Origin of the sequence: Flavobacterium piscisymbiosum (genome assembly GCF_020905295.1) — a bacterium.
GTDB classification, from domain to species: domain Bacteria; phylum Bacteroidota; class Bacteroidia; order Flavobacteriales; family Flavobacteriaceae; genus Flavobacterium; species Flavobacterium piscisymbiosum.
In genome coordinates, this window is sequence record NZ_JAJJMM010000001.1 from 3,749,354 (window position 1) to 3,763,930 (window position 14,577).

Sequence of the window (14,577 nt, forward strand, 5' to 3'; positions counted from 1 at the left end):
GAAATTTAAATTATAGAATATTCTTTGATTTTTTATCAGAAACCATCAGTTCTTCAATCTCTTCGAGACTTTTGTTTTTGGTTTCAGGAAGTTTTCTAAATACAAACACAAATCCTAAGGCACAGATAATTCCGTACAACCAGAAAGTGCCTGATGTGCCCAGATATTCGTTGAAAATAGGGAAGGTTTGTACTAAAAGAGCAGAGGCGATCCAGAGCGCAAATGTGGCAACTGACATCGCAACACCACGGATTCGGTTAGGGAAAATTTCAGATAAAATCACCCAGGTAATAGGAGCAAGGGACATGGCATAAATAGCAATCGCCAGTAATACCAGTAATAATAAAGGGAAACCGGTGACATTCGTGTAATAAAAATAACCCAATAAAGCGTAGATTACAGCAAGTGCGCCCGAGCCAAAAAGCATTAACTTTTTACGGCCAATTTTGTCTACTGTACCCATCGCAACCAACGTAAAAATCAAGTTGATATTTCCGGTAATTACAATATTCATAAACAAATCATTGATGCTGTAACCCGCTGAAACAAAGATTTCCTGAGCGTAGTTGAAAATGATATTGATACCGCACCATTGTTGGAAAGCAGCGAGAACAATCCCAATTGTTAGAATTGGTAAAGCTTTTTTGTCCAGTAACATTCTGAAATCGGTTTTCTCTGTTTCATGAGAGAACGTTTCTTTTATTTTTACCGAAGCTTCTTTGGCGTAAGCCAAACCTCCAATTTTAGTAAGTGTATTTTCTGCCGAATCATATTTTCCTTTTTTAGCCAAATATCTTGGGCTTTCCGGAATTAAAAACATTAGAATAAAGAATAAAACTGCGGGAAAAAATCCTGCCCAAAACATCCATCTCCATCCCGTTTGTCCGTTCCAGGAAGCCAGAATTTCAGCGTGAGAATAATCAGCCGGAATGACTTCGGTAATCAGCATATTAGTGATTTGCGCAGCAAGAATACCTATAACGACGGTAAGTTGGTTGATCGATACAAAAAGTCCTCGGGTTTCTTGTGGCGCGATTTCGGCAATATATAAAGGCGAAATTGTCGATGCAATCCCAATTCCGATTCCGCCAATAATTCTCCAAATAATAAAGATTGTGAAGGTTTCTGAAGCTCCTGTACCTATCGCCGATATAGAGAATAATACTGCGGCAACGATCAACATAGGACGTCTTCCGTAATTATCTGCCAGTTTTCCGGCAACAGCAGCTCCCGCAACACAGCCTACAAGTGCACTACTCATTGCCCAGCCTTGTAAAGCCGGAGAATCTGAAATGCCAAAATAAATTTCGTAAAATGGTTTTGCACCACCTATTACAACCCAGTCGTAACCAAAGAGTAAACCACCCAATGCTGCAACAAGGCTAATTGATAGTAAAAAGGTATAATTATAATTTTTCATAAAAAGGTTTTAATAGCTTTTGTAAAATTAGCGGAATAGGAACCTTTGATTTATGGATATTTTTTTTGAATAGATGGACTATAATACGATTTTTTTGTGCTTTATCCTAAAATACGAAAACAATTGCGCTACTGCTTGTATTCAGTGCGATATTGTATGGGTGATGTACTCATTATTTTTTTGAATAAACGAGAGAAATACAACGGATCATTAAACCCCAAAGCAAAGCTTATTTCCTTTATACTCATAGTAGTGAAGCTTAGATACTGACAGGCTTTTTGCATTTTTAAATAGTTGAAATAATGTATGGGTGAATAGCCTGTTTGCTTCTTGAACAAGGTAAAAAAGTGCGAAGATGAATAATTAAAATACGTGGCTACATCATTGATTTTTAAGGATAAATCCAAATGCTTTTTCATATAGTCAATTGCAGACTCAATAGTATTATCCTCTGAAAATATCCTGTTTTTTTTGATGAAAAATCGCTCATATAAAAAAGCGTTCAGTAATTGCCATAACGAGAGATTGGCATATTCCAGATTACTGGCGCTGTAGCCGTCTTCCATAACATCGAGTATGTTTTCAAAAAGCTCGATACGTCTTTCCTCCAGCGATAATTGGGGCGCTGTGTCCGGAAATTCGGTGATGAATTTTTCATAGAAATGTGGCGCTTGCGGTCCGGTAAAATGCAGCCAATAAATACTCCATGGATTTTGCTTTAAAGCATAATAATCGTGAGCCACTTCCGGTGGTATTATATAAAAGGTATTCGCCTTGAGCGTTATTGTTTTATTTTCTTTACTAATAATGCCTTCACCTTTATAACAATAAATCAATATATATTGTTTACTTCCGTGTTTTCGTTTCATCGAGTGATGACTTGCATTTGGGAAAACGCCAATATCGGTAAAATACAAACTTGATATAAGTCCGTTATTTTTTATTTCCGAAAGTATGTTTTTAGGAATCACAATCATGCGTTGCCCTAAAAAGCCTTCCTTAACTTTTATTTTTTCCTTTTGTGTTAAATTCTTCATTTTGATGAGACTATTTTTCAAATATCGTAATTTAATCCATGTTTTTGGAAAAAATGTCCATTTTGATGAAAATAATCAGGATTACATTTGAAACATTAGAATAACAATGATGTTTTCAATCTCTTTTTTAAAACAATATGAATCCTATTAATAAGATTGTATACGAACCTTTTGGGGTTTGTGATGACAAAGAAATCTTTAAATTCAAACTAACAAATGTTCACGGAAACTGCGTTGAACTGCTTAATTATGGTGCCGTAGTAAAGTCCATAGTAGTGCCGGATAAAAACGGAAATAAAGAAAACGTGGTTCTTGGATTTTCAACTTTAGATGGATATTTAAAAGACACTTCTTATATAGGAGCAACGGTTGGGCGTTTTGCCAACAGAATCAATAATGCCGAGTTTTCGATCGAAAATAAAACTTTTCATCTCGATAAAAATGACGGTAAAAACAACAATCATAGCGGTTCGGCTGGATTTAATGATAAAGTATTTGATTTTATTATAAACGAAGATTCTGTAGTTTTTACTTTAGAAAGTAAAAATGAAGAAGGCGGTTTTCCCGGAAATGTAAGCACAAAAGTCATTTATAAATGGACAGATAAAAACGAACTCAAAATTGAATTTTTGGCTGTTGCCGATGAACCAACACCGCTCAATTTTACCAATCATTCTTATTTTAATTTATCCGCTTGCGCCGAAAAAATACACCATCATAAACTGAATATTCAGGCAACTAGAATTCTCGAAAGTACTCCGGATTATATTCCGACAGGAAAAATAATTCCGGCAGATAATTATTTGCTTTTTAATTATAAACTAATCGATGTCATGCAAAATAACGGATTGAACATCTATTATGTTTTTGATCGAAATTCGGCCAATGAAAATGCGGTCTGCGAATTGTTTGAAGAAAAATCAGGGCGATTAATGCGTGTTTATACTTCGTATCCTGGCGTGCAATTGTATACCGGAGATTATTTAAACAGCGCGACAATGGGAGAACATTCAAAGAGTTACAAAGCTTTTGACGGACTTTGTTTAGAATGCCAATATTATCCGGATAGTCCTAATCATGCTCATTTTCCTAATGTCATTTTCGAAGCAGGGCAAGTTTATAACGAAACGATTACTTATGCTTTTGATGTTATGATTTCAAAATATGCGACAGATTAAAATGATTTTTTTCTACCACAAATTACACAAATTTTCACAAATTAATTCGTGCTGATTCGTGAAATTACTTCGTCTGTTCGCTCTTTCAGGCTCGGGTCGTGGCTGAAAAATTTTGCTTAAAAACTTTACAAACCGCTAAAATTTAAAAACTAATCTCTAAAAACTATATAAATGAAAAAAATGTTTATTCACCGATCTTTAAGTTTGCTGATCCCTGCAATGTTTCTTGCTCAGGTCAGCGTTAAAGCACAAAACGAAGGACTTTCTCTGAAGTCAAAAGACAATCTAAATAAAATTGAATTGTCTTTGGCAGAGGGAGGAAAGTTGTTTTATAATGTTACCCGCAAGGATAAAACCATAATTTTAGATTCTCCGCTTGGTTTGACTTTTGAAAACAATGATTTTACATCAGGTTTATCGGTTGTAAAAGTTTCAGCTATTGAAGAAAAACGTGAAAAGTATGAGCTTAAAGTGGCTAATAATAAAGTTGCAGATCACGTCTTTAAAAGTAAAAGCGTAACCTTCAAAAACAAACAAGGCGCTTTAATGACAATAGATTTAATTGCGGGCGCAGAAGGCGTTGCTTTTAGATATAAATTCACTGACAAAGAGCCACAAAAGAGAGTGGTTACCAATGAAATTACAGGATTTCATATCGAACAAAATGCAAAAGGCTGGCTTCAACCGTATAATAAAGCAGGAGATTATACGCCGGGTTATGAAGATTTTTATGTAAATGTAAAGTCAGGTGATCCAATAACTGGTGCGCGAAATGAATCTATAGGTTGGTGTATGCCGGCGCTTTTTAATGTAAATAATACTAAAAACTGGGTGCTGATTGCAGAATCAGGAGCAGACGGCACATTTCCGGGATGTCATTTATTACCGGATTCTACGAATGGAATTTACAGCATAGGATTTGCTAAAAAAGACGAAAAATTTACCCTGCCTTTACCGGATAAAGAAGCTTATCCAGAATCAAATTTACCATGGACAATGCCTTGGAGAGTGATCATGATTGGTGATAAAGCAGGAGATATATTACTGTCGACGATGATTACCGATTTGGCTCCGGCCTCTAAAATTGAAGATACTTCATGGATTGTACCGGGAAAAGCGGCTTGGTCTTGGTGGTCACATCCTGAAGATTTCACGCCTGAAATGTATAATAAGTTTACGGATGTTTCGGCTTCGTTTGGATTCAGATATACGCTTTTTGATGCCGGATGGGAAAAGGCGAATAAAGAAGGAAAAATTATTGATTATGCTTTGTCTAAAGGAGTTCAGCCATTAGTTTGGGGATATTCAGCAGAATATTTTGATTCACAAAAAAGAAAAAACAGGTTTAAGGAACTGGAAAGTATGGGCGTAAAAGGTGTTAAAATAGATTTTTGGTGCTCAGACAGGCAAGAGGTTATGGCAGCGCTGCAAGGCGTTTTTGAAGATGCGGCTAAAGAACATTTGTTAGTGAATTTACACGGCACAACAATACCAAGAGGATGGCACAGAACATGGCCTAATTTTGTAACGGCAGAAGCTATTTTAGGAACAGAAAGTTATTTTTATGAGCCAAGATTTCCTGAAAAAGCAGCAGAACAAAATACGGTATTACCGTTTACAAGAAACGTAGCAGGACCTGCTGATTATACGCCATTTGCGTTAACTTTTAGAAAATATAAGCGCTTAAATACTGCAACACACGAGCTTGCTATGGCGATGATTTATACGTCAGGTATTATTCATTTTGCCGATTCTGAGGAGGTTTTTAATTCACTTCCTGATGCGCTTAAGAATTTATTGAAAGAGATGCCTGCAACCTGGGATAAAACAGAATATATAATTGCAGATCCGGGGAAAACGATTGTTTTATCCCGTCAGAAAGACAATCTTTCTTATATTGTTGGGATAAATGGTACAAATGCAGCAGAGCCAATTTCTATAGATCTTAAAAAATACGGTAAAGGTTTTTCAAAATTCAGAGTTATCTCCGAAGGAAAAGATCCTTTAATGGAATTTAAAGTCGAAACGTATCCTTTAACTTCAAACTGGAAATATAATTTAGCTCCTAAAGGCGGATTTATTATTCAATTTATAAAGTAAGTAAGTTTTTTTTTAACCGCAAAGCACGCAATTTTTTTGCTATGCAGGATTTTATAAAACGCAAAGTTCGCAAAGCTATTTCAACATATAGCTTTGCGAACTTTGCTCTTTTATAAAACCCTCTAAAAAGAAAACCTTTGCGCACTTTGCGGTAAAAAAACTTGTGCAGTTAAATAACCTTGCGGTTAAAATTTCGCCATCCAAAACCAATCAATAATAAATTAAAAAAAAGTAAAGGCAAAAAGGCTTTTGCAAAACTAATTTCTGATGGATCGTTAAACGTTTCTATTTTAAATTTAGACCAGTTTTCTTTACTGACATCGGCATTATCAAAGATTTTTGGATAGAAATACAAACGCATTTTTTCGTGAAACTGCTTTGTCTCTTTCAAAAACAAAAGCTGATTTCCTAAGTCAGATTGGGCAATTTCGTTGAGTTGAAGCTGCGTATGCAAAGTAGGAATGAATTGCGCGATAATCTGACTCGCTTTATTACGTTGCTGTAATTTGTGCTCTAATTCCTGAGATTGTTTCGCCGAATCATCATCGCCTGCTTGTTGCATGGCATAATACCAAAGCCAGCTGAATTCTTTATCCGGCAAAGGATAAGTTTTAAATTGCGGATAATGATTGTAAAATTTATCCATTGTTATTTTTTTATCCATATCCCATTTTTCATGATAGGCATTTCGTTGTTTTACTGTTAGTTCCAGAGCTTCGGGAATTGGGAATTTATTGACAATATAAGTATTGATGATTGCCGGTAAAATAATAATCAAAAACAACCAAATCGTTAATAAAATAACCGCATTAAAGTTGGAATTCTTCTGTAAGGAAACAATGAAAAAGCTGATAGCAAACCAAAAAAGAATGTACAGAATTCCGAGCCCGTAAAATGTAAAAAGTGACTGGTTTAACGGGATTTTCAAAAACAGAATGGCTATAAAAAGTACGATCGTTAAAAGTGCAATCAGACTTAAAATTCGGATATAAAACAACTTCAGAATATACAAAAAAGTGTTTTGACTTTGAGTAGCCACAATTTTCCAGGTGCCGCTTTCTTTTTCTTCTGAAACCAGATTATAAGAAAACGCAATGATTAAAAGCGGAAAAAGATAAATCAAAACAAAGCTAAAATCGATATTTCCGGACAAAAGATTATTAGGATTGTTAAGTTCCGAATCGTATTTCTGACCTTCTAAACCGCGAATTGTAACACTTTGTATGGACGGGTTTACATCTCGCTGACCAATTGCCAGACTATTAACGGGCAAAGTTGCATTAACCAGCGAAAATTTAATATAATAGAGCAGAAGCCCCATTTCATCTTTATGAAAAGCAGCATTTCGGGCAATATGTTCTTTTTGATAAAGTGCCGCTTCTTTGATGTTATTTTGTTGCTTTTGCTGAAATTGTTGTCCAATCAAAAGGCTTATAAAACAAATTACTAAAAGGAAAATCAGTCCAATTTTGGTTCCTTTAGATCGTATGAAATTTTTAAAAAGTAATGCTAACATATTAAATGGCTTTAAGGTTTTTAGCTGCAATTCGAATCAAAACAAAAAGCATTATTATCCAGAGAATTATAGAGATAACAGAAACAATTTCGGATTTTAAAACCTCCAGAATTCCTTTGGGCTCATAATGAAATTCGGCTAGATCAGCCCAATGTTCTTTATTGATTGTTAAAGGTTTGTCATTAGGACCAGGCTTTTTATTACTGATATATTTTACCTGTAAACCATTCATTTTTTGCGCCATGTTGTAGCGATACTCTTCGGCTTGTTTTTGAAAATCGATATACGAATCGTAATCGGTATTCGATAATCCCATCGATACGTTTTTTATTGCGATATAGGGATTTAAGAAAGAAACGGTTTTAGAAAAACTATTCTGCTTTTTATACACTTCAAGTAATTTTTCTAAATGCTGATTGTATATTCTCGAGCTTATTTTTTCGCCTTCGGTCATAATAAATCCGGAATAATTAAAAGGCAGTTTTTGTACCGAATCGACTTTGTAAACACTTAAAAGGGAATCTTTAATGGCTTTATAATGCAAATCATTCGGATTATGGCTGTCTCCTTGTTTTAGAATATCTTTTTCGATATCACTCTGAAACTGGATTTTAGACGGTGCTTCAAAAATATATGCTCCAATTGCCTGAGTGGTTCTTGGTAAAATAATCGTAAAAACCAGCCAAATCCCGATTAATGAAATCAATGCTTTTTTTGATGTTTTGCTTGATGCAGAAACTAAAACGGCAATGATGCAAAAGAAGATCAGATAAACAAAATGAAACCCAATAAACAACAGCATTTTGATGGTTTCATCAGCAGAAATGCTAAAATTCTGAAGCAGTAACCAGATAAAAACCAATACAATAATCGTGGGAACAAAAAGAATCATGATCACGCCGGCAATTCCGAGTATTTTACCTCTTAATAATTGTTTCCAGCTAATTCCCTGACTTAAAAGCAATTTTAAAGTTCCGTCTTCTCTTTCGGCTGCGACCGCATTAAAACCTAAGAAAAAGATCAATAGCGGCAATAAAATTTGTAAAACCATGGCAATACTTATTTCTCCAAATCGAAGCATACTGTTCGAAAATCCTGCTTCAGAGAAATTGGCGGTATTTTGTTTGTGCGCTTCGAGAAAAATGGCATTCCCGAAAAACGGTTCCATTCCAAATTCAAAAACACTTAGAGGCGTACTTTTTCTGAAGGCAAAATTCCCGTAATGCGCCATTCGATGTGGGTTTTTGTCCGGATTTTTTAACCAGTCTTCTCTGGATTCGTGTTGGTATTTTTCGCTGGTTTCGTTTTGATTGCTATAATTTTCCCAACCTGAAAACGCAGCATAAAGTAAAATGATCCCAATAAAAAGGGTGATAATAAAAACTGCCGAATTCTTAAAAACGGAGTTCTTTAAATGTTTGGCGATTAAAATTTCTGTGTGTAGTGATTTCATACCAATTAAAATTTATAAGTTACAGTCAGGCTAAAATTTCTGGGAGCACCGGGAAATAATCTCAGGTAATTCTGAGCACCTAACCAATAGGTTTTATTGAATACGTTACCCGCATTAAGCGCAATTTGCATATTGCTTTTGTTGGGTTTGTAATATACAGCGGCATCAAAAACGGTAAAATCAGGAAGTGTAAAAGCTCTTGTAAACCAGGGCACTTTGCTGCTCTGGTATTGCATGCCAAAACCAACTCCTAAATCCTTCAAACCCGAATCGGAATTGAAATTATAACGTGTCCATAAATTGGCGCTGTTTTTTGGTGTATTTTGCTTTCTGGCACCAATTAGCGAAGCATCACGATCGTTTGTAATTTTGGCATCGATATAACTGTACGAAGCATTTATTTGCCAGTCGGCCGTGATATATCCTGCCAGGTCACACTCGAAACCACGGCTTCTTTCAGCACCTCTGGTGACCAGTAAATCGGGATTGGCTAGATCATTGGCATTCATCAAAATATTACGCTGATTGATCTCGTAAACAGCGGCATTAAAACTCATCGAATTATTGAAGAAAGTCGCTTTTAAACCCACTTCTTTCAAACTACTTTCTAGCGGATCAAACAAACTTCCGGCAGGTAAAGACCCCGTTTGTGGCATCAAAGTCACGGTATTCGATTGTGGCTGATAACCTTCTAGATAAGTTGTGTAGACATTAATTTCATTATTAATGGCATAAGTGACACCCACGCGAGGCAATAAAGCCGACTTTTTAACCGTCAACTCATTGTTTGATTCGTAATTGGTAATGTCTTCAAACCATTCGTTTCTCAAACCCAGTAAAAAAGTAAATTGCTCCCACTGAATCTGATCCTGAATATAAATGGCATTTGTAGTTGTCAATGCTGATGGCAGCGCTGTTCTAACATTTAAGGTATAATCATCTGCGCTTGTAATGGTATACGTTGGATTATTCAGATTGAAATAATTGACATTGGGTTTTGGTAAAATCACACCGTCAATCGTCGTCGTTTGATAATTGGCAGCGTTTGCCGGAACAAAAGTACTCGCTACAGTTCCGTCTTTTAGTACATAACCTCTTGCTGCATTTTGTCCGCCGCCTTTGGTTTTATTCCAGGAGCTTAAATCGTATCCAGCCAATAGTTTATGTTTGATTTTTCCGGTTTTTAGATCGAAATTAAAATACGCACTCAAATTATCGATATCCCAATATTGCTGGCGTTGTACAAATTGCATCATGGCCAGACTGGTTACAGGCTGATTGTTCATATCAACCGCAAAACCGTTTGTCGTTCTGTGTTCCTGAAGATCTTCTGTCCAGGATTGCTTCATGTATTGGGCATTAAAACCTATTTTAGAACTGAATTTATGGGTCAAACTCGTCGTAAAAATCATTTCTTTCGACTTGAAAAAATCGCTGGGAGCGCCCAGATTCAAACTAATTGGTGTTTTATTTAAATTCGTAACTCCTGCAACCGCACCAAAAATAGGCTGACCACGATCGAGAATTCCGGTCATGTCACTCAATATCAATTCAGTATTAATCGCCGTTTTTTCATTTGGGATATAACTGAAAGACGGAGAAATCAAAAACGACTTATTATTCACCAAATCACGAAATGATTTGGCTTCCTGATACGCTCCGTTTACACGGTATAAAAGAGTTTTAGATTCGTTAAGAGGTCCTGTAAAATCTAAGCTTCCGCGGAAAGTACTAAAACTTACTACACTCAGACTCACTTCTTTTCGATCAATAGATAAAGGTTTTTTAGTCACCAAATTGATGCTTCCGCCCGGATCTACAGAAGAAAATGTGGCACTCGATGGGCCTTTAATCACTTCAACACGTTCGATATTAGTAGTTAAAGGCTGTAAAAAGTAATATTGACGCGTTCGCATTCCGTTGATGATCTGTCCTTCTTCATTTTGACTGATACCGCGAATCGTGTACTGATTGTAATAACTCGCCGGAATCACGCCGCTAGCCATCTTCACGGCATCGGCAAGATAAAAAGCTCCTTTATCAGCAATTAATTCTTTGGTTATGGTCGATATAGATTGCGGAATATCCTTGTTTAATGCGGCAGTTTTGGTAGCAGCAAACGAGTAATCACTATTGTACTTTTTTGATGAACGACCAACAATTTCAACTGTTTGCAATTCATTTCTGGCTACTTTTACGGAGTCTTGCGCAATGCTGTCTTTGGTTTTTTTGTTAATGATTTGAGATTGTACGCATTGAGTACCAATGATTAAAAATATAAAAGGATATATATGTTTCATTTTATGTTAATGGAAATTATACTTCCTTTTTTATACCGTTTGTAAATACAAATCTTCCAGTTCATTTGCCGATATTTTATCGGCTTCAATAACTGTTACCAGATTGCCTTGTTTCATGATCCCAATATGTGAAGCAACTTCCCTGGCTCTGAAAATATCGTGTGTAGCCATTAAAATTGCCGTTCCGTCTGCAGAAAGTTCTTTCAGGATTTGCGAAAATTCGTTTGAAGCCTTTGGATCTAATCCACTCGTAGGTTCATCCAGCAACAATACTTTTGCTTTTTTAGCAATGGCAATGGCAATACCTACTTTTTGACGCATTCCTTTAGAATATCCGCCAAGGTTTTGTTCGTGAGCTGTCACTTGTAAACCTGCTTTAGTCAGGAAATAAGTTAGTTCGCCTGTAGAATATTTAAATCCGGCAAGAGACGAGAAGAATTTCAGGTTTTCTAAACCGGTAAGATTAGGATACAGCATTACGGTTTCAGGAATATAAGCAACATATTTTTTGGTTTCCTGAGCATTGTCTATAACCGAGATATTGTTGATTTTCAATTCTCCTTCTGTTGGCTCAATAAAACCAAGAAAGAGATTAATTGTAGTTGTTTTTCCGGCGCCATTCTGACCTAAAAGCGCAAAGATTTCGCCTTCTTTAATGGTTAAATTCAATTTATTCAAAGCAGTATGATGGCCATATTTCTTGGTCAGGTTTTCAGCTATAAGCATAGTTTTTATGTATTTGGAGTGATTTAATTTAGTTTTTTAGTCGCTGTTTTCAGTCTCAGTCTCAGTTATTGACAGTCGCAGTCACAGTTTAAATTGCGAGGATAGGGATAGTTTACTACGGTTTTGTAGAAAGAAATTAATAGTCTTTGAAAATAAGAATCAGCAGTCCAGTCTCCACAAAGTGCAAAAACATAGCCAACGGTTTCAACCGTTGGTGCGCATTTATTGTCACCTTATATTATGACCTTATATTATCACACTTCAATATGACATTTTTCAATATGAGATTTCATTGTCAATAACTTATCTCAAGATTGAAATCTTAAGCTATTATTAAAATAATAAAAAGAGAATATTGCATTCTTTCTCGCTTTTAAATGCTTAATTCTAAAGCTAAAATGTGTGTTGATCCTTAAGAAATATTCTTAATTTTTCGAATAATGTAGTAAACTAAATTAGGGCAGGAGGTGCTCTAAGGGCAAAAAGACTGCCTTTAAAGAAAGTTGAAGAGATTTTTGTATAAAAGAATACATAAGTAGTTTCAGTATTTATCTTGTGAAAAGACAAAGATTGAAATGTGTTTGGAATAAAGGTACTAAAAGCAAAGTGGCAAACGTGGCAATTACTATCAACAGTATGGCTGTGTGTAATCTGTTTTTGCCCTTCAACATATTGATGATCACAAGGTTTCTCTGTTAGTTGCTTGTAAATATGTTCATAAGAATGCACAGTCTGAAACAGCATTGCGAACAATACAGTCAAAGACATAAAAAGATTAATTATGATAATTTTCTTTTTCATTCTTGTTTTGGAAATCCTTTGTTTATGGCGAGTACATGAGTTTTTAACTAACGCAACTCGGTTGCAAAGATAGATATCTTAATTAAAAAAGTACCGGAATTGAATATTAATTTTAAAAATAGAAACTGAACATAGTAAATGCTACTTCTTAAAAATTGCTGTACAACAATTGAAGTGTATGAAAATCAGAAGAACCGTCGAAATATTTATCTAATACTTCCTCAAATATGGGTTCGGAATTCTGAACGCTGGCAAACAAAGTCATACACGATTGTAATTTTTCGTTATCAGGATTTCCAAAAATATCTTCAGCCGTTTTTTCACCTGTTTTGATTAATTCGGCAGTAATTTCGATAAGGTGTTTTCCCAGAATTGGATGTTCGAGAAAAGCGATTGCTTCATCAGCATTTTTAATTTCGTAGAATTTCGAAGTATCACAAGATCCAAGTCCTTTTATCTGCGGAAAAATAAACCACATCCACGGAGATTCTTTCTTTCCTTTTTTTATTTCTGAAAGTGCAGACAGGTATAATTTATTTTGCGCGTCAAGAAAACGAACCAATTCTTTATTATTGTAAGCCATTATTTACTGATTTTATTTGGGGCAATCAGGTCGTAAAACTACTGAAAATAAATAGAGTTAAGTATTCTGAAAGTTTTTTTACGTCTCTTTTTTTTCTATATATTAAGCGGGAAATTATCTGTAGTATTTATCGGAAATTTTGCTGGTTTGAGAGCAATATTTGTTTTAGAAGTAAAGAAAATAATCTCGCGCAATCCCGATAGCTATCGGCAGCAGAGTCGCAGAGTTTTTATTTGATTCTTTTAAGTTTTTAACTTGGCGCCTTTGCGTCTTTGCGTGAAATTGTAGGTGTATATAAAAGTAGCTTTAAAATAATCGCGCGCAATCTAGGTGGTTGTCGGCAGCAGAGTCGCAAAGTTTTTATTTTGATTTTTAAATCATTTTAATCCTTTAATCTGTGACAAAATAAAACCTTGCGATCTTTGCGAAAAACCTTTGCGATCTTCGCGGTTAAGAAAAATCGAATAATACTAAACTTCTAATTATATAAAATATTTTAACATTATTATTCCTGTTAACAAAGCTGTTTTTTGTTATATATCCGGGAAATGGTTAGAAATCTTGTTATAATATTTCTATTTTTACTCATAGAGTATGATTATCTGCTTAGATAATAATGAATTTTTTGATTTGACATTAGTTTCAAAAAATGTCAATTTCTGTAACGGGCGTTCTGCCCAATAAAAAAATAAAATATGAAAATAGGATTAATCGGATTTGGAAAAACTGGAAAATCAGTAGCATCAATACTACTTGAAAACAAGAAATTTTGCCTGGAATGGGTTTTAAGACAAAGTACTGTTTTAGAACACAGATCAGTGCCCGAATTTTTTGGAATTCAGTCAGACGAACCCGGATTAATCTATTCCAGTTCAAAAACTACGATGGAAGAGTTGTTAGACAAACATCCGGTTGACGTAATTATCGATTTTTCGTCTAATGAAGGGATTTATACTTATGGAGAACTTGCCGCAAGCAGAAACATTAAAATCATTTCGGCAATCTCACATTATAAAGACAAAGAATTGCAATTATTAAAAAAACTAGCCCATAAAACCACCGTATTTTGGTCGCCGAATATTACACTTGGAGTGAATTATTTACTTTTTGCAGCTAAATTTTTAAAGAAAATTGCACCGTGGGTGGATATCGAAGTCAATGAAGAGCATTTTAAAATGAAACAAGGAACATCTGGAACGGCGGTTAAAATTGCAGAAGCTTTAGATATTGATAAAGAAAATATCAATTCGGTCAGGGCAGGAGGAATCGTTGGGAAACATGAAGTGATTTTTGGTTTTCCGTATCAAACCGTTCGATTGATTCATGAATCTATTTCGAGAGAAGCTTTTGGAAACGGAGTTGTATTTGTGGCTGAAAATCTGGAACACAAACAAAAAGGATTATACAATTTTGAAGATATTCTGACTCCTTATTTTGCAGTTTAGATCTTGATTAATCTCAAA

The 14,577-nt window shown here is 35.1% G+C and carries 11 protein-coding genes; 3 read left to right on the forward strand and 8 right to left on the reverse strand.

What is annotated here, in order from left to right:
* Positions 1-10: 10 nt before the first annotated feature.
* Both LNP81_RS16295 and LNP81_RS16300 read right to left on the reverse strand, forming a co-directional pair.
* Positions 11-1,420, reverse strand: coding sequence for a sugar porter family MFS transporter (locus LNP81_RS16295; protein WP_230037616.1), 1,410 nt, complete (start codon positions 1,418-1,420; stop codon positions 11-13).
* Positions 1,421-1,548: 128 nt separating this feature from the next.
* The gene (locus LNP81_RS16300) at positions 1,549-2,457 is read right to left on the reverse strand and encodes an AraC family transcriptional regulator (protein ID WP_230037618.1); all 909 of its coding nucleotides are present in this window, start codon (positions 2,455-2,457) and stop codon (positions 1,549-1,551) included.
* Positions 2,458-2,594: 137 nt separating this feature from the next.
* Here LNP81_RS16300 and LNP81_RS16305 point away from each other — a divergent pair, with 137 nt between their 5' ends.
* Positions 2,595-3,635, forward strand: a complete 1,041-nt coding sequence (locus tag LNP81_RS16305) for an aldose epimerase family protein (protein WP_230037620.1) — start codon at positions 2,595-2,597, stop codon at positions 3,633-3,635.
* A 171-nt stretch (positions 3,636-3,806) separates the two neighbouring features.
* Entirely contained in the window at positions 3,807-5,735 is a 1,929-nt protein-coding gene (locus LNP81_RS16310; protein WP_230037622.1) for a glycoside hydrolase family 97 protein, read from the forward strand.
* A 169-nt stretch (positions 5,736-5,904) separates the two neighbouring features.
* On the opposite strand, the gene LNP81_RS16315 is transcribed toward LNP81_RS16310, so the two are convergent.
* From LNP81_RS16315 to LNP81_RS16340, 6 genes are all read right to left on the reverse strand, one after another.
* Positions 5,905-7,251, reverse strand: a complete 1,347-nt coding sequence (locus LNP81_RS16315; RefSeq protein ID WP_230037625.1) for a DUF3526 domain-containing protein — start codon at positions 7,249-7,251, stop codon at positions 5,905-5,907.
* 1 nt (position 7,252) lies between these two features.
* On the reverse strand, positions 7,253-8,704 hold the full coding sequence (locus tag LNP81_RS16320) for an ABC transporter permease (RefSeq protein WP_230037627.1): 1,452 nt from the start codon (positions 8,702-8,704) through the stop codon (positions 7,253-7,255).
* A 5-nt stretch (positions 8,705-8,709) separates the two neighbouring features.
* A complete protein-coding gene (locus tag LNP81_RS16325) occupies positions 8,710-11,004 on the reverse strand; it encodes a TonB-dependent siderophore receptor (RefSeq protein ID WP_230037628.1) in 2,295 nt (764 codons plus the stop codon).
* 30 nt (positions 11,005-11,034) lie between these two features.
* Positions 11,035-11,730, reverse strand: coding sequence for an ABC transporter ATP-binding protein (locus LNP81_RS16330; RefSeq protein WP_230037630.1), 696 nt, complete (start codon positions 11,728-11,730; stop codon positions 11,035-11,037).
* A gap of 450 nt (positions 11,731-12,180) precedes the next feature.
* Positions 12,181-12,531, reverse strand: coding sequence for a hypothetical protein (locus tag LNP81_RS16335; protein ID WP_230037632.1), 351 nt, complete (start codon positions 12,529-12,531; stop codon positions 12,181-12,183).
* A gap of 148 nt (positions 12,532-12,679) precedes the next feature.
* Complete coding sequence (locus tag LNP81_RS16340; RefSeq protein ID WP_230037633.1) at positions 12,680-13,114, reverse strand: DUF1810 domain-containing protein; 435 nt, start codon at positions 13,112-13,114, stop codon at positions 12,680-12,682.
* A 695-nt stretch (positions 13,115-13,809) separates the two neighbouring features.
* On the opposite strand from LNP81_RS16340, the gene LNP81_RS16345 reads away from it, so the two are divergent.
* Positions 13,810-14,559 carry a 4-hydroxy-tetrahydrodipicolinate reductase gene (locus LNP81_RS16345; RefSeq protein WP_230037634.1) on the forward strand — a complete coding sequence of 250 codons (750 nt, stop codon included), beginning with the start codon at positions 13,810-13,812 and terminating at the stop codon, positions 14,557-14,559.
* The last annotated feature ends 18 nt before the right edge of the window (positions 14,560-14,577 follow it).

Coding starts and splice junctions, on each gene's coding strand:
- LNP81_RS16295 (WP_230037616.1), bottom strand. CDS start 1,420: ATGAAAAATTATAATTATACCTTTTTACTATCAATTAGCCTTGTTGCA.
- LNP81_RS16300 (WP_230037618.1), bottom strand. CDS start 2,457: ATGAAGAATTTAACACAAAAGGAAAAAATAAAAGTTAAGGAAGGCTTT.
- LNP81_RS16305 (WP_230037620.1), top strand. CDS start 2,595: ATGAATCCTATTAATAAGATTGTATACGAACCTTTTGGGGTTTGTGAT.
- LNP81_RS16310 (WP_230037622.1), top strand. CDS start 3,807: ATGAAAAAAATGTTTATTCACCGATCTTTAAGTTTGCTGATCCCTGCA.
- LNP81_RS16315 (WP_230037625.1), bottom strand. CDS start 7,251: ATGTTAGCATTACTTTTTAAAAATTTCATACGATCTAAAGGAACCAAA.
- LNP81_RS16320 (WP_230037627.1), bottom strand. CDS start 8,704: ATGAAATCACTACACACAGAAATTTTAATCGCCAAACATTTAAAGAAC.
- LNP81_RS16325 (WP_230037628.1), bottom strand. CDS start 11,004: ATGAAACATATATATCCTTTTATATTTTTAATCATTGGTACTCAATGC.
- LNP81_RS16330 (WP_230037630.1), bottom strand. CDS start 11,730: ATGCTTATAGCTGAAAACCTGACCAAGAAATATGGCCATCATACTGCT.
- LNP81_RS16335 (WP_230037632.1), bottom strand. CDS start 12,531: ATGAAAAAGAAAATTATCATAATTAATCTTTTTATGTCTTTGACTGTA.
- LNP81_RS16340 (WP_230037633.1), bottom strand. CDS start 13,114: ATGGCTTACAATAATAAAGAATTGGTTCGTTTTCTTGACGCGCAAAAT.
- LNP81_RS16345 (WP_230037634.1), top strand. CDS start 13,810: ATGAAAATAGGATTAATCGGATTTGGAAAAACTGGAAAATCAGTAGCA.